Origin of the sequence: Methylorubrum rhodinum (assembly GCF_014199935.1) — a bacterium.
Taxonomy (GTDB): domain Bacteria; phylum Pseudomonadota; class Alphaproteobacteria; order Rhizobiales; family Beijerinckiaceae; genus Methylobacterium; species Methylobacterium rhodinum.
In genome coordinates, this window is sequence record NZ_JACHOP010000030.1 from 43,074 (window position 1) to 57,675 (window position 14,602).

Annotated in this window: 20 protein-coding genes; 11 read left to right on the forward strand and 9 right to left on the reverse strand. The window is 70.6% G+C overall.

Annotation, left to right across the window (positions count from 1 at the left end; all coding sequences use genetic code 11):
• The first annotated feature begins 3 nt into the window (after positions 1–3).
• From HNR00_RS22895 to HNR00_RS22905, 3 genes are all read left to right on the forward strand, one after another.
• Positions 4–546 carry a L,D-transpeptidase family protein gene (locus HNR00_RS22895; RefSeq protein WP_183573447.1) on the forward strand — a complete coding sequence of 181 codons (543 nt, stop codon included), beginning with the start codon at positions 4–6 and terminating at the stop codon, positions 544–546.
• A 346-nt stretch (positions 547–892) separates the two neighbouring features.
• The gene (locus HNR00_RS22900) at positions 893–1,237 is read left to right on the forward strand and encodes a GCG_CRPN prefix-to-repeats domain-containing protein (RefSeq protein ID WP_183573449.1); all 345 of its coding nucleotides are present in this window, start codon (positions 893–895) and stop codon (positions 1,235–1,237) included.
• A 115-nt stretch (positions 1,238–1,352) separates the two neighbouring features.
• Positions 1,353–2,228, forward strand: coding sequence for a 4-(cytidine 5'-diphospho)-2-C-methyl-D-erythritol kinase (locus HNR00_RS22905; protein ID WP_183573451.1), 876 nt, complete (start codon positions 1,353–1,355; stop codon positions 2,226–2,228).
• Positions 2,229–2,246: 18 nt separating this feature from the next.
• Here HNR00_RS22905 and HNR00_RS22910 read toward each other — a convergent pair whose 3' ends face one another.
• From HNR00_RS22910 to HNR00_RS22925, 4 genes are all read right to left on the reverse strand, one after another.
• Positions 2,247–2,423: a hypothetical protein gene (locus tag HNR00_RS22910; protein WP_183573453.1), complete on the reverse strand. Its 177-nt coding sequence runs from the start codon at positions 2,421–2,423 to the stop codon at positions 2,247–2,249.
• 186 nt (positions 2,424–2,609) lie between these two features.
• The gene (locus HNR00_RS22915; protein WP_183573455.1) at positions 2,610–3,101 is read right to left on the reverse strand and encodes a hypothetical protein; all 492 of its coding nucleotides are present in this window, start codon (positions 3,099–3,101) and stop codon (positions 2,610–2,612) included.
• Positions 3,088–3,456, reverse strand: a complete 369-nt coding sequence (locus HNR00_RS22920) for a rod-binding protein (protein ID WP_183573457.1) — start codon at positions 3,454–3,456, stop codon at positions 3,088–3,090. The genes HNR00_RS22915 and HNR00_RS22920 overlap by 14 nt, the downstream gene beginning before the upstream one ends.
• A gap of 25 nt (positions 3,457–3,481) precedes the next feature.
• Entirely contained in the window at positions 3,482–4,624 is a 1,143-nt protein-coding gene (locus tag HNR00_RS22925; protein WP_183573459.1) for a flagellar basal body P-ring protein FlgI, read from the reverse strand.
• 232 nt (positions 4,625–4,856) lie between these two features.
• On the opposite strand from HNR00_RS22925, the gene HNR00_RS22930 reads away from it, so the two are divergent.
• A complete protein-coding gene (locus HNR00_RS22930) occupies positions 4,857–5,291 on the forward strand; it encodes a flagellar assembly protein FliX (RefSeq protein ID WP_183573461.1) in 435 nt (144 codons plus the stop codon).
• A gap of 21 nt (positions 5,292–5,312) precedes the next feature.
• Here the strand turns inward: HNR00_RS22930 and HNR00_RS22935 are convergent, their stop codons facing one another.
• Positions 5,313–5,618: a GCG_CRPN prefix-to-repeats domain-containing protein gene (locus HNR00_RS22935; protein ID WP_183573463.1), complete on the reverse strand. Its 306-nt coding sequence runs from the start codon at positions 5,616–5,618 to the stop codon at positions 5,313–5,315.
• Between the two features lie 204 nt (positions 5,619–5,822).
• Here HNR00_RS22935 and HNR00_RS22940 point away from each other — a divergent pair, with 204 nt between their 5' ends.
• The 3 genes from HNR00_RS22940 (at position 5,823) to dksA (ending at position 8,795) form a co-directional block, all read left to right on the forward strand.
• Entirely contained in the window at positions 5,823–7,196 is a 1,374-nt protein-coding gene (locus HNR00_RS22940) for an MBOAT family O-acyltransferase (protein ID WP_183573481.1), read from the forward strand.
• Between the two features lie 5 nt (positions 7,197–7,201).
• On the forward strand, positions 7,202–8,239 hold the full coding sequence (locus tag HNR00_RS22945; RefSeq protein WP_183573483.1) for a hypothetical protein: 1,038 nt from the start codon (positions 7,202–7,204) through the stop codon (positions 8,237–8,239).
• Between the two features lie 136 nt (positions 8,240–8,375).
• The gene (gene dksA, locus HNR00_RS22950) at positions 8,376–8,795 is read left to right on the forward strand and encodes an RNA polymerase-binding protein DksA (protein WP_183573465.1); all 420 of its coding nucleotides are present in this window, start codon (positions 8,376–8,378) and stop codon (positions 8,793–8,795) included.
• A 74-nt stretch (positions 8,796–8,869) separates the two neighbouring features.
• On the opposite strand, the gene HNR00_RS22955 is transcribed toward dksA, so the two are convergent.
• Positions 8,870–9,184, reverse strand: coding sequence for a porin (locus tag HNR00_RS22955; RefSeq protein ID WP_183573467.1), 315 nt, complete (start codon positions 9,182–9,184; stop codon positions 8,870–8,872).
• 76 nt (positions 9,185–9,260) lie between these two features.
• Positions 9,261–9,479 (reverse strand): SlyX family protein, encoded by a 219-nt coding sequence (locus HNR00_RS22960; RefSeq protein ID WP_183573469.1) that lies wholly within the window; start codon positions 9,477–9,479, stop codon positions 9,261–9,263.
• A gap of 677 nt (positions 9,480–10,156) precedes the next feature.
• On the opposite strand from HNR00_RS22960, the gene HNR00_RS22965 reads away from it, so the two are divergent.
• The 3 genes from HNR00_RS22965 to HNR00_RS22975 all read left to right on the forward strand — a co-directional run bounded on the left by HNR00_RS22965 (position 10,157) and on the right by HNR00_RS22975 (position 12,879).
• Positions 10,157–10,732 (forward strand): PilZ domain-containing protein, encoded by a 576-nt coding sequence (locus HNR00_RS22965; protein WP_183573471.1) that lies wholly within the window; start codon positions 10,157–10,159, stop codon positions 10,730–10,732.
• Between the two features lie 123 nt (positions 10,733–10,855).
• Positions 10,856–12,436 (forward strand): threonine ammonia-lyase, biosynthetic, encoded by a 1,581-nt coding sequence (ilvA, locus tag HNR00_RS22970; protein ID WP_183573485.1) that lies wholly within the window; start codon positions 10,856–10,858, stop codon positions 12,434–12,436.
• A 98-nt stretch (positions 12,437–12,534) separates the two neighbouring features.
• A complete protein-coding gene (locus tag HNR00_RS22975; protein ID WP_183573487.1) occupies positions 12,535–12,879 on the forward strand; it encodes a hypothetical protein in 345 nt (114 codons plus the stop codon).
• 17 nt (positions 12,880–12,896) lie between these two features.
• On the opposite strand, the gene HNR00_RS22980 is transcribed toward HNR00_RS22975, so the two are convergent.
• Together HNR00_RS22980 and HNR00_RS22985 are read right to left on the reverse strand one after the other, a co-directional pair.
• A complete protein-coding gene (locus HNR00_RS22980; RefSeq protein WP_183573473.1) occupies positions 12,897–13,166 on the reverse strand; it encodes a hypothetical protein in 270 nt (89 codons plus the stop codon).
• A gap of 411 nt (positions 13,167–13,577) precedes the next feature.
• A complete protein-coding gene (locus HNR00_RS22985; RefSeq protein WP_183573475.1) occupies positions 13,578–13,787 on the reverse strand; it encodes a hypothetical protein in 210 nt (69 codons plus the stop codon).
• Between the two features lie 299 nt (positions 13,788–14,086).
• Here HNR00_RS22985 and HNR00_RS22990 point away from each other — a divergent pair, with 299 nt between their 5' ends.
• Positions 14,087–14,431, forward strand: coding sequence for a VanZ family protein (locus tag HNR00_RS22990; RefSeq protein ID WP_183573477.1), 345 nt, complete (start codon positions 14,087–14,089; stop codon positions 14,429–14,431).
• The last annotated feature ends 171 nt before the right edge of the window (positions 14,432–14,602 follow it).

Consider the following 14,602-nt stretch of genomic DNA (forward strand, 5'->3'; position numbering starts at 1 on the left):
GCCGTGGCCCGCCGCCGCCTCCTTGCCGTGTTCGCCCTCGCCGGGCTCGGCGCGAGCGGCGTCGTGGCCGCCGACGCCCTCCAGATCGGCCGCACCGAGCCGCTTCTGGTGCCCGAGCCGGAGCGGGCCGACCGCATCCTCGTGGAGAAGGCGGCCCGCCGCCTGACGCTGCTGCGGGGCGAGACCGTGCTCGCCACCTATCCGATCTCGCTGGGCTTCACGCCGACCGGGCACAAGACCCGCGAGGGCGACGGGCGCACCCCGGAGGGCACCTACGCGATTGCGTATCGCAACCCCAGAAGCGTCGCCCATCTCTCGCTCAAGGTCTCCTACCCCTCCCCCGCCGACGCGTCGGCGGCGCAGGCGCGCGGCGAGTCGCCGGGCGGCGACATCATGATCCACGGTCTGATGAACGGATTTTCGTGGGCCGGCCGGCTGCACCGGATGATGGACTGGACGCAGGGCTGCGTCGGCGTGACCAACGCCGAGATGCGGGAGATCTATGCTCGCGTCGATACCGGCACCCCGATCGAGATCAGGCCGTAATGCGCTCGAGCCTCAGGCTCGGCACCTTCTACCCATCCCCCTTATCCTGAGATGCCCATGCCAGCGGGCCTCAAGGGAGGGCTCGAGGGAACACGCGACGCGACCGGGGCCATCCTTCGAGGTCGCTGTGCGGCACCTCAGGATAGGGGCGGGCAATGGGTCCTCGCTCCCTCACGGGCTTTTGACGGGAAGCGTTCGGCACAGAGACAATCCGGAAACAAGTCGTCTTGGCCAGACATGGGTCTAACTTACTGTCTCCAAAGGAATATTAAACTTTCGTAATGCGGCAACGATGGCGATGTCGCGGTCGTTCCCCGGCGTCACTCAAGACCGAAGGAGGACAACCATGCGATTGAAGCTCGTTGCTGCAACGCTGCTGACCCTCGGGACCATCGCCGGGACGGCGGGGACGGCCGAGGCCCGTGACGGATGCGGCCCCGGATTCCACCGTGGCTGGTCGGGCTGGTGCAAGCCGAACTGGCGGCCCTACGCCTATCGCCCGGTCTACTACGCCCGTCCCGTCGTCTACGGCTACGGCTGGCGCCGCCCCTGGGGCTATCGTCATGCCGGCTGGAACCGTCCCTGGGGTTACCGTCACGTCGGCGGCTGGGGTCGCCCGTGGGGCTATCGCCATGTCGGATGGCGCGGCGGCCACGGTGGCTGGCGCGGCGGCTGGCATCACCGCTGGTGATCGATCGGCGTCGGTGCGGGCGAGCGTCCGCACCGGCGCCATTTTCGGGCGGCTTGCCCGCGGCGCTCCGCCCTCCTATGGCAGGCGCCATCCCGTCCCGTCTGCCCGAGAGCCCGTGTCCCGTCTCACCACCCGCGCTCCGGCCAAGATCAACCTGACCCTGCACGTGCTCGGGCGCCGCCCCGAGGACGGCTACCACGTGCTGGAGAGCCTCGTGGCTTTCGCCGAGGTCGCCGACGGGCTGACGCTCGATCCCGGTCCCGACCTCACGCTCGCCGTCGCAGGCCCGACGGCCGGCCCGGCGGGGCCCCTCGACGACAACCTCGTGCTGCGCGCCGCCCGCCATCTCGCCGCGGGCGTGCCGGGCTTGAGGCTCGGCGCCTTCCATCTCCACAAGGAATTACCGGTCGCGGCCGGGATCGGCGGCGGTTCGTCGGATGCCGCGGCCGCACTCCGCCTGCTCGCCGAACTGAACGCGCTGTCCCCCGATCACCCGGCCGTCGTCGCGGCGGCGCGGGCCACGGGGGCCGACGTGCCGGTCTGCCTCGATCCGCGCGGCCGGATGATGCGCGGCGCGGGCGAGGCGGTCGGTCCGGCCCTCGGGTTCGAAGGCGTGCCGGCTGTGCTGGTCAATCCCGGCGTGCCGGTCTCGACCGCGCCGGTGTTCAAGGCGCTCGGCCTCGCGGTCGGGCAGACGCTCGACGGCGCCGAGCATCCGGTCATCGCGGCCGGGCTGGACGCCGACGGCGTGCTCGCCGCGATCATCCCGGCCCGCAACGATCTCGAACCGCCGGCCCTCACCGTGGCACCGGTCATCGGGGAGGCACTGGCGCTGTTGCGGGCGCAGGATGGCTGCCGCCTCGCCCGGATGTCGGGCTCGGGCGCGACGGTGTTCGCGTTGTTTTCGGATGCGGCGGCCGCCGGGGCGGCCGCCGGCGCGATACGGTCGGCACGGCCGGACTGGTGGGTCGAGCCGACGCGTCTCGCCTGAGCGCGGATCGACGCGCCGTCAGTGATCGGTGCCGGGCCGGTTCGGGCGCGGTGCCTCGCCGTGGGCCTGGGTGAAGCTCGACCGCTGCGGGTCTTTCTTCGCTTGCGCCACCCGGCCCCGCTGCCAGATGGCGAAGGCTGCGACCGCCACGATCGTGACGACGGCCAGCAGCGGAATCAGCACGTCGTTCGACATGGCCGTTACCTCCGATGATTGTGTTCCGGGGGAAACGGCGGCGCCCGCGAAAGTTCCGCGAGCTTGAGTGTTGCCGCGCTCCGCGAAAAGATCAGATTTCGCTTGCGCGCTCTGTGTGAGAGCAAGCGTGAGCGATCGCGGTCCCGGCTTGTTTGTCGCACCCGGCGAGGCAACGCCGGCGCCCCGTCACAGGCTGCGCGAGAAGACCAGCGGCCCGCTGTTCGCCCCGCCCCGTCCATAGGGAGACGGGCTGTGCGACGGGCGGCCGTAGACGGTGGGCGTGCGCGTCCTGCCCACCTCCTCGGCCAGGGCCTTGATCAGGCCTTCCGAGACGGCGCGGGCGGTGGCGAGCACCTGCTGGTTGGTCTCCACCACGGCGGCGAAGCGCTTCTGGGCCAGCTTCAGCGTTTCGAGCTCCTCGGGCGCGAAACGGGCGAGCGCGATCGCGTTGGCCTTCGCCGCCTCCAGCCCGGTCGTGTAGGCGGCGGCGAATTGCGCCTTGGCGGGAGCTCCCGTCATCGCCTCGGCGATGCGGCCGGCCCGCACGCCCTCGCTCTCGCGGACGAGCGCCGCTTCGAGATCGCGCATCACGGCGAGCAGACCCTTCAGGAAGGTCAGCGACCCGGCGCGGTCGGTGAGGCGCAAAGGGGGACCAGGCTGGGTGTCAGCGACCGCCACGGCCGGCCTCCTGCATCCGCATCATCTCGGAATAGACTTGGTTGCTGATGCCGACGCCGCCGCTCTTCACGATGGCGTTGGCGTATTCCTTGGTCAGCATCGAGCGCCAGACGCCGCCGCCGTTGCCGTTCTCGCCCAGCGGCCCCTCGGTGCCCTCGCTCTGGGTCATCCGCTCCAGGCTGTCCTCTAGGAACATCTTCTCGAACTCGTTCGCCGTCTTGCGCGCCTTGGCCGAGGCTTGGGTCGCCGCCTGGGCGGTGTCCATCGTGTTCGTGTCGGTCTTCGACAGCGATTGCAGCAGGTTCTTGCCGACGCCGGCGGCGGCGGAGGCCGCGAAGGTCGCGAGAGGCAGCATGGCTTCGGTCCCCTATCCTCGAAAATCACATCAGCTCGATGTCGGCCTGGAGCGCGCCGGCCGTCTTGATCGCTTGCAGGATCGAAATCAGGTCGCGCGGGCCGACACCCAGCGCGTTGAGGCCGTCGACCAGTTCGCGGAGCGTCACGCCCTCCTTCACGAGAGCGAGCTTGTTGCCGTCCTGCGTGTCGACCTTGACGCCGGTGCGCGGCACGATCGCGGTCTGGCCGTTCGAGAGCGGGCCCGGCTGGCTCACCATCGGCTGCTCGGTGATCGTCACCGTGAGGTTGCCCTGCGCGATCGCCACCGTGGAGACGCGCACGTCGCGGCCCATCACGATGATGCCGGAGCGCTCGTCCACGACGACGCGGGCGGTCTGGTCGGGCTCGACCTTCAACTGCTCCACCTCGGTGATGAGGCGGATCATGTTGCCCCGGTACTTCGACGGGATCTGGAGCGTGATGGTGGCCGGGTCGATGGGCTCCGCGGTGTCGGCGCCCATGAAGTCGTTGATCGCCGCCGCGATGCGCTTCGAGGTGGTGAAATCGGGGTTGCGCAGCGACAGGCGGAGCGAGCGCGCCTCGTTGAGCTTGAACGCCATCTCGCGCTCGATCAGCGCGCCGTTGGAGATGCGCCCGTTGGTCGGCACGCCGCGGGTGATCTTGGCGGCCTCCCCCTCCGCGGCGAAGCCCGCGATGGCGACGGAGCCCTGGGCCAGGGCGTAGACCTCGCCGTCGGCGCCGAGCAGCGGCGTCACCAGCAGCGTGCCGCCCTGGAGCGACTTGGCGTCGCCGAGCGAGGACACCGTCACGTCGATATGGGTGCCCTGCGTGGCGAAGGGCGGGAGGTTGGCCGTCACCATCACGGCGGCGAGGTTCTGGGTGCGCATCGTGGCACCCCGCGTGTTGACCCCGAGCCGCTCCAGCATCGCCTGGAGCGACTGCTTGGTGAACGGGATGTTGTTGAGGGTGTCGCCGGTGCCGTTGAGGCCGACCACGATGCCGTAGCCGACGAGCTGGTTCGAGCGCACGCCCTCGATCGAGGCGAGGTCCTTGACCCGCGACAGGGCGGCGGCGGGACCCGGCATCGCGGCCATGAAGATTGCGGCCATGAGGCTGGCGAGGACCGCCTTCAGGCGGAACGGGCGAAGGCGCTGCGGGAGCGGCATCGGGTGTCTCGGGACCGGGTTCGGCATCATGCCGGGTCCACCTGCCAGGGCCGTGCCAGCCGGGCGTTTCGTGCAAGCCTCTGACGATATTGGATTTATCGAGAGCTGGTGCGCGTCCGCCCGCGCCGCCCGCCGGGCCGTTTCCTGCCGGGGCGGCAGGATCTGCCGGGGCGTTTACCCGCGCTTAACCCTGCGTGCCGATTCTCGCGGCTCTCTTCGAACGGGCCGGATCATGCGCGTCGACACACGCTTTGCCGCCGCCGCCGCGGGGGCCGCCTCGGGCCCGCGCCGGGCCGCCGCTCCGGGCGCCTTCGCGCCGGAGGGGACGGAACCGCAGCGCGCGAGCACGGCAGGGACCGCGCAGACCGGCATGCTCGCCGGCCTCGACGCGATCCTCACCCTGCAGGGGCAGGAGGGGGCGGACACGCCGCAGGAGCGCCGCCGCCGCTCGGTGCAGCGCGGGCACGACCTTCTCGACGGTCTCGACCGCCTGAAGGCCGCCCTGATCGGCGGGCGGGTGGCCCATGCGGACCTGCGCGCCATCGCCGGGCGCCTCGCCGAGCGCATGCCGGAGAGCGGCGACCCGCGCCTCGACGGGCTCGTCGCCGAGATCGAACTGCGGGCGGCGGTGGAACTCGCCAAGCTCGATGCGGCGCGGACCGCCTGACGCCGGTCGCCGCGGAACGGCTCAGTAATAGTCGGGGCGCGGACGATAGTAGCCGTAGGGCCTCGGGCGGCCGTAGCCCCCACCGTAGCCGTAGGGACCGCCCCGCCTCCTGTAGGAGCCGTCGGGACCGATCTGGTTCATCACGCAGACGCCCCTCCAATTGGGATGGAAGCCGGGGCCGCAATAGCCTGCGGTGCGCTCGATCAGTGCGCCGTCGGTTCCGGTGGCGAGGGGAGCGGGGCTGAGGGGAGCGGCCTGGGCGCTGCCCATGAAGCCGAGGCTGCCGGCGACAACCGCAGTCAAGGTAAACGCCTTCGCGTGCATCATCGTACGATCTCCTTTCCGTTCGGACCGGGACGGCCGGCCCTCAAGCAAGGGTTACGGCGATCAACGTGAACGGCACCGTTACGATCCCGTCCGCCTCCCGCACGCCTTTTCCCGGCGTTGACGCCCCCGCCCCGATCCCCGACAAGGCGCCCCGGGGTGAGCGCAGGCGCCCCCAACGCCTGGAAGGTCGTCCGCCCGCCCGCGATGCTGTTCAACTCCTTCGTCTTCCTGCTGGCCTTCCTGCCCGCCGCGCTCGTGCTGCACGCGGCGGCCGAGCGCTTTCGGCCGGACGCCCGCCTGCCGCTGCTCGTGGGCCTCTCCCTCGTGTTCTACGGCTGGTGGGACTGGCGCTTCCTGCCGCTGCTCGTCGCCTCGATCGGGGTCAACGGGTGGATCGCACGAGCCCTGCCGCGCCGGGCCGACGGCTGGCTGTTTCCGGCCGCGCTCGCCGGCAACCTCGCGGTGCTGGCGGCCTTCAAGTATCTCGGCTTCCTCGCCGACCTCGCCAACCTGATCCCGGGCATGGGCCTGCCGCACGTCGACCTCGTGCTGCCGCTCGGCATCTCGTTCTTCACCTTCCACCACATCATGTACCTGACCGACCTGCGGGCGGGCCGCGCCCCGGCCCTGGGGCCCACGAAGTACGCCCTCTACATCGCCTTCTTCCCGCAGGTTCTCGCCGGCCCGCTCGTGCGCTGGAGCGAGATCGTCCATCAGTTCGACGAGCGTCCCTATCGGAGGCCCGACGCCGCCGAGCGGATCGGGCGCGGACTGATGCTGCTCGTCGTCGGCCTGTCCAAGAAAGTCTTCTTGGGCGATCCGCTGGCGGCCACCGTCAACCCGGTGTTCCAGGCAGCCGCCGCGGGCCATGCGGTGACGACGGCCGAGGCGTGGCAGGCGACGCTCGGTTTCACGTTCCAGATCTACTTCGACTTCTCCGGCTACACCGACATGGCGCTCGGCATCGCGCTGCTGTTCGGCATCGTGCTGCCGCAGAACTTCGACGTGCCCTACCGCGCCACCTCGCTGCGCGACTTCTGGCGGCGATGGCACATGACGCTGTCACGCTTCCTGCGCGACTATCTCTACATCCCGTTCGGCGGGAACCGGCGGGGTGTGGCGATGCAGGTCGGCGCCCTGTTCGCAACCATGACCCTCGGCGGCCTGTGGCACGGGGCGGGGCTGACCTTCGTCGCCTGGGGCGCCGCCCACGGGCTCGGCCTCGGCGCGGGCGTGCTGTGGCGCCGGGCCGGCGCGCGGATGCCGACGTTCCTCGGCTGGACGCTGACCGCGCTCTTCGTGGTCCTGACCTGGGTGCTGTTCCGCGCGACCTCGTTCGAGGCGGCGCTCGCGATCTACAAGGGGCTGCTCGGCCTCGCGGAGCCCGGCTCCGGCTTTAAGTGGCGCACGATCCTGTTCGCCGCCGCGGTCGCGATCGTCGGTCCGAGCGCCTGGGCCGCGATCCACCGCCTGCCGCCGAACCGTTGGCTCGCCGCGGCCTTCGCCGTCCTGTTCGTGATCGTCCTGCTCAAGATCGGGGACGATGCGAACTACGAATTCATCTACTTCCAGTTCTGATCATGATGGCGCGCATCTCCGGCAGCGGCACGGAAGGGGACTGGGCGGGTTTCGCGCGGCTGTTCCTCGCCGTCGCTGCAGGCCTTTTCCTCGGATACCTGGCGCTCGCCTTCATCGTCGATCCCTACGACAGCGGGCGCTCCACCCTGCTCTCGGCGGGCGCCGTGCGCCAGCAGGGCCCGCGCACGGCCGCCGCCCTGCGGGGCCGCGATCCCGCCTTCTCGGGAGCCGTCATCGGCAACTCGCACATCCAGTTGATCGAGCCCGCCCGCCTCAGCGCGGCGACCGGCATCCCCTTCGTGCAGTTGTCGGTGCCGGCGACCGGGCCGGGCGAGCAACTCGCCCTGATCGGCTGGTTCCTGCGCCATCATCCGCGACCCGACGCTCTGGTCCTGTCGATCGACGACCTCTGGTGCACCGACGACCCGGCGCTGCCCAACGACAAGCCGTTCCCGTTCTGGCTCTACGGGCCGGACACCCTGTCCTACCTGCGCGGCCTGCTGCGCTGGCCGGTCGCCCAGGAGGTCTTCGGGCGGATCGGCTGGCTTCTCGGCGCGCGGCGCAAGACCGCGCGGGCCGACGGCTTCTGGGATTACGAGCCCGACTACATCCGCCTCGGCGACCTCGACGGCGAGCGCTTCCGCGTCGCCCGCGAGACCCCGGCCCCCGATGCGGCCGATCGCGGCAAGGCCGGTCCCGGATTTCCCGCGGCCGAACGGCTCGGCGCCGTGATGGCCGCCCTGCCGCCCGAGACCCCGGTCGTGATGGTGTTTCCCCCGGTCTACGCTGCCGGCGCGGCCCGGGTGGGCACGCCGAGGGCGCGGGCCGAGACCGCCTGCCGCGACGCGATGCGCGCGGCGCTCGCGCGCCACCCCCGGAGCGCGGTCGTCGACGGGCGGCAGGACCGGCCGGCCCTGCACGACCCCACCCTATTCTTCGACCGCACCCACTACCGCCACGGCCTCGCCCGGCCGCTGGCCGACGACATCGCGGCAACCCTGAATGGTCTGCGCTCGCGCGCCCCGCACGCTTCCGAACCGTGACGTGTTTGCCGCATCGCCGCGGGCAATTCACATCCCGGCGTGCCCAGCGGCATCCGCGCGTTGTGGAGCCTGCCGTGCTCGATTATAGCCCTGCCCGAGATCGCCGCTGACCGGCAGGGAGCGCGAGGGCGTAAGAATGGCGAAGGTCACGATCGAGGACGGCTATCGGCCCTCCGACGACGAGCCCTTCATGAACGAGCGGCAGCGGGAATATTTCCGGCGCAAGCTGCTCAGTTGGAAGAGCGAGATCCTGCGCGAGGCGCAGGACACCCTCACGGCGCTTCAGAGCGAGAACGAGAACCATCCGGATCTCGCCGATCGCGCCTCCTCGGAAACCGACCGCGCCATCGAACTCCGGGCCCGAGACCGCCAGCGCAAGCTGACCAGCAAGATCGACTCCGCCCTGGCCCGCCTGGAAGACGGCTCCTACGGCTTCTGCGAGGAGACCGGCGAGCCGATCTCCCTCAAGCGCCTCGACGCCCGCCCGATCGCCACCCTGTCGCTCGAAGCGCAGGAGCGCCACGAGCGCCGCGAGCGGGTCTACCGCGACGATTGAGGCCGCGCCGGGTACCGCTTCTTGTGTCGCGTCGGCTGTTCCGAAAGCCGGTTTCCACCTTTCCGGCCGATGCCCTAGCGATGGCTGGCGTCGAGCCTCAGGAACGAGCGCACCGGCCCGAGATCGGTGGCGGAGCGCGTATCGACCGAGAACCGCCCGCGCACCGGCACCGCGCCGCCATGGCTGCCCGCATCGATCCCGGCCGACACCCGCCCCGACACGCGCAGGCAGGACGAGGTGCCGGGGATGCGCGCGAAGCCCGCGCCCTGCTCGGGACAAGCCTCCATCGGCGCCTCGGACGGCAACGGCGCCCGCTCCAGCCCGAGCGCCGTGCCCGGCGCCGACACGAGGCATAGGCCGACGATGGCCCGCCGCACCGATCGCTTCATGGTCGAGATTCCCCTCGGCTCGCTGGCCGCATTGTAGCGGACGGGTGTTCGTCCGGGATAGCCGGCTGAACGGCCCTCAATAATGCGGAGGCGGCGGTTCCGGGGCGCCGCTCGCAGTGCGGAAGGCGGAGTCCTCGACCTGCTCCTGAAGCCGAGCCAGCTGTCGCTTGAGCCGGTCGATCACGGTCCACTGCTCCGTGATGGCCGCGTTCAGATCCTCGATCACCGCTTCCTGCTCGGTGATGCGGATTTCGAGGCGCGCGAGGCGGTGGGTCTCGGACGGCATGTCGCTCATCCGCGGACCATGCCCGCCGCGACCGAGGACTGACAAGTCTCGGGAGCCGATCTCCGAGGCTCCGAACTCGGGTTCACGGTGCCGTCGCACCGGGTCCGAATCTCGGCATCGTCATTTCGAAGCCGCGTAGCGAAACCCGGAAGCCACCCGCGATGCACCGCCGGGGCGTGCGGTCGACGCCCGTCGTGGATTGCATGCCTCCGGATCCGGGTTCGACGGCCGGAGGGTGTTCCGGCGCGTCTTCGGTGAAGATATCGACTTCGATTCTGAGCCCTGAGCCGATCTAGGCCGGTGCCGCAATGCCATTCGTGTCAGGCAGGCATTCCATGCAGTGGACGCAAGCCTGCGAGCCGATGCGCCCTCGCGCAGTAAAGACGAAGCGAGCCGAAAGGAGCCGAACCACATCGCGCGCTCCGCCGGGCGAGACGAAGGACGTCGCAGGAAGAGAAGTTTCTTCGGAACTTCGCCGCAACATTGTGAGAACGACCGTCATGGCTGCGTCCTGCACCCTCTGAACCCGGGTGCTTCGCGGAGTCTCGCGAGGTCGCCGCGCGAACGACGCGATATGCGGCCTGCTTCTCATGACGCGGAAATTTCTCGGAAAATTGCCCGCATCCGGTCCGTCTTCCGTTCAAGGGTCGAGCCCCAGGCTCCGCCGGACGACGACGAACGGGCCCATGACCGACAGCCTCCCCACAGACCGACACGCGGTCATTCTCCCCGCCCTGTGCTGGGGCAGGCAGCATTCGGACTTCTATGCCGTCACCGCGGACATCACCGCGCAGGGCATCGGCTTCCGCTCCGCGATCGTGCCGGAGATCGGCATTGCGCTGACCTGCAGCATTCGCTTCGTCGGCACGGTCGAGACCCGGATCGTGACGAACGGCCCCAACACGTTCGGCGTGCGCCTGTCGGTGCCGCGGGAGCGGGCCGCCGCGATCGCGCGGACGATGTGGGCGCTCGCCCGGGAGCAGGATCATCCGCTGGAGGGGGACCGCCGCCATCGGCGGATCGCGCCGCGGCGCCGGGACGTGCTCGTCACCCTCGGCGACGGCCGTGCCGTTCCGGGCCGCCTCGTCAACGTCTCGGCCTCGGGCGCCGCCGTGGCGCTCGCCCGGCCGATCGAGGTCGGCGAGAGCGTCACCCTTGGCTCCACTGCCGGACGGGTGGTGCGCCGCTTCGCCGAAGGCATCGGCGTGGTCTTCGACGCCGCCCTCGATCCGGCCCTGGTCGATCCCGGCATCCGCCTTTAGCCACCCGGCGACCCCGCATCCCTCGCATCCTGCGGCGCGACGGTCTAAACCGGCTCCGATCCCGTCATCGAGCGTCCGAGGCCTCCGTCGTCAGACCCGGTCGCGCGATCGGAAGGGCCGGAGATCCTCTCTCGCCCGTGTCAGCGGCCGGATGCCAGCACCGTGACCGATTACGTGAAGAAAATCCTCTCCGCCCGCGTCTACGACGTGGCGATCGAGAGCCCGCTCCATCCGATGCCGCGCCTCACCAAGCGGCTGGGGCGGCCGGTGCTGCTCAAGCGCGAGGATCTCCAGCCCGTCTTCTCGTTCAAGCTGCGCGGCGCCTACAACAAGATGACCTCGCTGTCGCCCGACCAGCTCGCCCGCGGCGTGATCTGTGCCTCGGCCGGCAACCACGCCCAGGGCGTGGCGCTCGCCGCTGCCAAGCTGGAGGTGCGTGCGGTGATCGTGATGCCGCGCACAACGCCGGCCATCAAGGTCGATGCCTGCCGGGCACGGGGCGCCGAGGTCGTGCTGCACGGCGACGCCTTCGACGAGGCCTTGGCGGAAGCGCGGCGCCTCGAAGCGCAGTGGGGCCTCACCTTCCTGCATCCGTTCGACGACCCGGAGGTGATCGCCGGCCAAGGCACGATCGGCATGGAGATCCTGCACCAGCATTCGGGGCCGATCGAGGCGATCTTCGTGCCGATCGGCGGCGGCGGCCTGGCCGCGGGAATCGCCTCCTACGTGAAGTACCTGCGGCCCGAGACCCAGGTGATCGGCGTCGAGCCGGATGACGCCGCCTGCATGAAGGCGGCGATCGAGGCGCGCGAGCGGGTGACGCTGCCGACGGTGGGCCTGTTCGCCGACGGCGTCGCCGTGCGCCAAGCCGGCGAAGAGACGTTTCGGATTTGCCGCGCGCTTTTGGACGATGTGATCACCGTCGATACCGACGCGATGTGCGCCGCGGTGAAGGACGTGTTCGACGACACCCGCGCGGTCTCCGAGCCGTCCGGCGCCCTGAGCCTCGCCGGCGCCAAGGCCTGGGCCGCGAAGAACCCCGGCACCGGCACGCTGGTGGCGATCTCGTCCGGCGCCAACCTCAACTTCGACCGCCTGCGCCACATCGCCGAGCGGGCCGAGATCGGCGAGCAGCGCGAGGTGCTGCTCGGCGTCACCATCCCCGAGCGGGCGGGCGCCTACCGGGCCTTCATCGCGGCGCTCGGCCCCCGCGCCATCACCGAGTTCAACTATCGCTATGCACGCGGCTCGGACGCGCGCATCTTCGTCGGCGTCAACCTGCCCGGCGGCCTGCCCGAGAAGCGCGACCTCATCGCCGCGTTGGAGCGGGACGGCTACGCCGTCACCGACATGAGCGACAACGAGATGGCCAAGGTCCATGTCCGCTACATGGTCGGCGGCCGGGCCACGGGGCTCGCCGACGAGCGGCTCTACCGCTTCCAGTTCCCGGAGCGGCCGGGCGCGCTGATGAAGTTCCTCGACGCGCTCGGCGACGGCTTCAACATCAGCCTGTTCCACTACCGCAACCACGGTGCCGATTACGGCCGGGTGCTGGCCGGCATCGAGGTGCCGTCGGCCGAGCGCGCCCGCTTCGACGCGGCCCTCGACGCGCTGGGCTATCCCTGCATCGACGAGACCGACAACCCGGCCTACCGGCTGTTCCTCGACAACGGCGTCGAGGCCGGACGCGTCGAGTCCCGTTGAGCGTGGCTCGGACGCCGCTTCCGGCGCGGGCGATCCGGCCTTACCCTGACGGAGCTGGCCCTCGCCCGCCGGCTCGAACGGAACGGAGCGATCCGCCGATGCGCACCCTCCTTTGCCTGGTCGTCCTCGCCCTGCCGAGCGCCGCCGCGGCCGAGCCTCAGCCCGTACCGCGGGAGCGGGCGCCGGTCCGGCCGCTGCTCGACGAGCGCTTCACCGAGGCGGCGCAGAGGCAGGCCGAGGAATCGGCCGCGCGCCAGAACGAATTCGACCGGCGCATCGCCGAGCGCAGCGCCCGCGCGGCCCGTTCGATCTGCAGCGGCTGCGGTAGTGCCGGGACCGGCTCTGCCGGCCGCGTGACCCCGCCGGGTACGCGGCGCGCAAACGCTCGCGAGAGTGCCGAGGTCGGGCTCCCGCACGATCCGGCTCAGGCCCCGCTCGACTGAGGCCGCTCTGCCGCTCGTCAGGCCGCGGTGGCCGGTGCCGAGCGGAACAGGGCGGCGCAGCCGGCGTCGCGGTGCATGCTCAGGATCGAGGCGCGGTCGATCTCGGGATTGGCGGCCAGCACCCGGCGCACGTCCTCCACCACGCGCTCGTAGCGCTCCGCGTCGTAGTTCTTCTCCAGCGGGCTCACGGCGATATAGGCCTCGACCACGAGAACGCGCTCGGCGCGCTCCTTCGTGACGTCGACGGCGATCCAGGCGGCTTTCACGAGGCGGTTGGCGGCAAGCATGGGACGACCCTCCGATGCCGCCGCGTGCTCCGGCGGCTTATCGAGTGTGATCATGGACCCGGCCGGCCACGGTGCCAAGTTGTTTGGCCGCAATGTCCAGGGCAATCGTTGGCGAAGATCGCTCCCCGTTACTGCTCCTTCCGCGGCCGATTGCTGATGGAAGCGGGTCGGTCGCCTCGGCGGCGCAACGATTTGAGGAGACGCGGCCGCCCCAGCCGCCTCGCATCCGAATCGCCGCGATGATCTGCATCGGACGGGTTCGAGAGACGCGTTCCACCGGTCGAGGGGAACACGCCTCTCGGTCGGCACCCGAGCGCGTCGCCCTGGACAGCACATCCAGAACGCCGCGCCAAGATCCTGTGCCGCATCGGTTTTTTCCGAAAGCCGGAGGCCGCCTGACGGGCCGGTGCTCTAATTGTCGGCCACCAGCCGCAGCATGCCGAAACCGCCGATGCGCGACCAATCCTGCGTCGCCGGGAACTCCGTCGCCGTCCCGGCGGAACGATCCTTCAGGTTGCGTCGCGCGATCCAGCGCACGACCTTGTTGCCGTCGTAGCGGCCGGCGGTACGGCCTTCCCGGCGCTGGAGCCAGCGCGGCAGTTCCTCGATGTCCCGGATCATCTTGTTTCCCCCTCGAAGCCGTCCGCCCCGGACAGGCATACCCTTGGTCATCCAGAAGGCCCCGAACCGCGGCAGCATGGTCAACGGGTGCAGGAGGCATCGGAGTTCGGGAGGTTGCATCCTCCAAATTGGGTAAGTCCGGTAAAAACGACCTGAGGTTCGAAGCGCCCCGCTTGCGAGGACTGCGCAGGACGCGCCGAAACGGGCCGGCGGCGGCGCCCGCGCACCGATCCGGCCCACCGACGGCCTGCTTCGATTCGCAGCTTGACCGCGGATGCGCCGCTGCGCACGAGGGTGGCATGTTGACCCTCGTTCGCATCGCGGCCTGGATCGTCGCGGCGGTTCTCGTCTTCGTGACGCTGTCGCCGATCGAGGCGCGGCCGGTCGTCGCCTCGCCGCACCTGGAGCGGGCCGCCGCCTACGCCGTATTCGGGTTCCTGCTCGCCCTGTCCTATCCCCGCCGCTGGTGGCTGGCGATGGCGGCGAGCGTCGCAATGGCCGGCCTCCTCGAACTCGCGCAGGGTCTCACCGCGAGCCGGCACGGCCGGTTGTTCGATTTCTCCGTGAAAGGCAGTGCCGCGATCCTGGGGGTGGTCGCGGCGCAGGTGCTGCACGCCCTCCTGGCCCGCCGCGCCGCCCGGTGACGACGCGACCGTCCCGCCCCGGACGACGGGTCCGGGGCGAAGGCCGGCCTCAGGCCGCGCCGTTGGCCGAAGTGGTGCCCACGCCGGTATAGGCGAAGCCGTGCTTCTCGGCCTCGGCCGGGGTGTAGACGTTGCGCAGGTCGACCAGCACGGGGGCGTTCATCAGCCCCT

Excerpts from the sequence above, each read along its gene's own strand:
- HNR00_RS22990 (WP_183573477.1), top strand. The coding sequence starts at position 14,087 with ATGTTGACCCTCGTTCGCATCGCGGCCTGGATCGTCGCGGCGGTTCTC.
- HNR00_RS22935 (WP_183573463.1), bottom strand. The coding sequence starts at position 5,618 with ATGATGCACGCGAAGGCGTTTACCTTGACTGCGGTTGTCGCCGGCAGC.
- HNR00_RS22975 (WP_183573487.1), top strand. The coding sequence starts at position 12,535 with ATGCGCACCCTCCTTTGCCTGGTCGTCCTCGCCCTGCCGAGCGCCGCC.
- HNR00_RS22945 (WP_183573483.1), top strand. The coding sequence starts at position 7,202 with ATGGCGCGCATCTCCGGCAGCGGCACGGAAGGGGACTGGGCGGGTTTC.
- HNR00_RS22900 (WP_183573449.1), top strand. The coding sequence starts at position 893 with ATGCGATTGAAGCTCGTTGCTGCAACGCTGCTGACCCTCGGGACCATC.
- HNR00_RS22985 (WP_183573475.1), bottom strand. The coding sequence starts at position 13,787 with ATGATCCGGGACATCGAGGAACTGCCGCGCTGGCTCCAGCGCCGGGAA.
- HNR00_RS22930 (WP_183573461.1), top strand. The coding sequence starts at position 4,857 with ATGCGCGTCGACACACGCTTTGCCGCCGCCGCCGCGGGGGCCGCCTCG.
- HNR00_RS22980 (WP_183573473.1), bottom strand. The coding sequence starts at position 13,166 with ATGCTTGCCGCCAACCGCCTCGTGAAAGCCGCCTGGATCGCCGTCGAC.
- HNR00_RS22965 (WP_183573471.1), top strand. The coding sequence starts at position 10,157 with ATGACCGACAGCCTCCCCACAGACCGACACGCGGTCATTCTCCCCGCC.
- HNR00_RS22925 (WP_183573459.1), bottom strand. The coding sequence starts at position 4,624 with ATGCCGCTCCCGCAGCGCCTTCGCCCGTTCCGCCTGAAGGCGGTCCTC.
- HNR00_RS22920 (WP_183573457.1), bottom strand. The coding sequence starts at position 3,456 with ATGCTGCCTCTCGCGACCTTCGCGGCCTCCGCCGCCGCCGGCGTCGGC.
- HNR00_RS22955 (WP_183573467.1), bottom strand. The coding sequence starts at position 9,184 with ATGAAGCGATCGGTGCGGCGGGCCATCGTCGGCCTATGCCTCGTGTCG.
- HNR00_RS22960 (WP_183573469.1), bottom strand. The coding sequence starts at position 9,479 with ATGAGCGACATGCCGTCCGAGACCCACCGCCTCGCGCGCCTCGAAATC.
- HNR00_RS22940 (WP_183573481.1), top strand. The coding sequence starts at position 5,823 with ATGCTGTTCAACTCCTTCGTCTTCCTGCTGGCCTTCCTGCCCGCCGCG.
- dksA (WP_183573465.1), top strand. The coding sequence starts at position 8,376 with ATGGCGAAGGTCACGATCGAGGACGGCTATCGGCCCTCCGACGACGAG.
- HNR00_RS22910 (WP_183573453.1), bottom strand. The coding sequence starts at position 2,423 with ATGTCGAACGACGTGCTGATTCCGCTGCTGGCCGTCGTCACGATCGTG.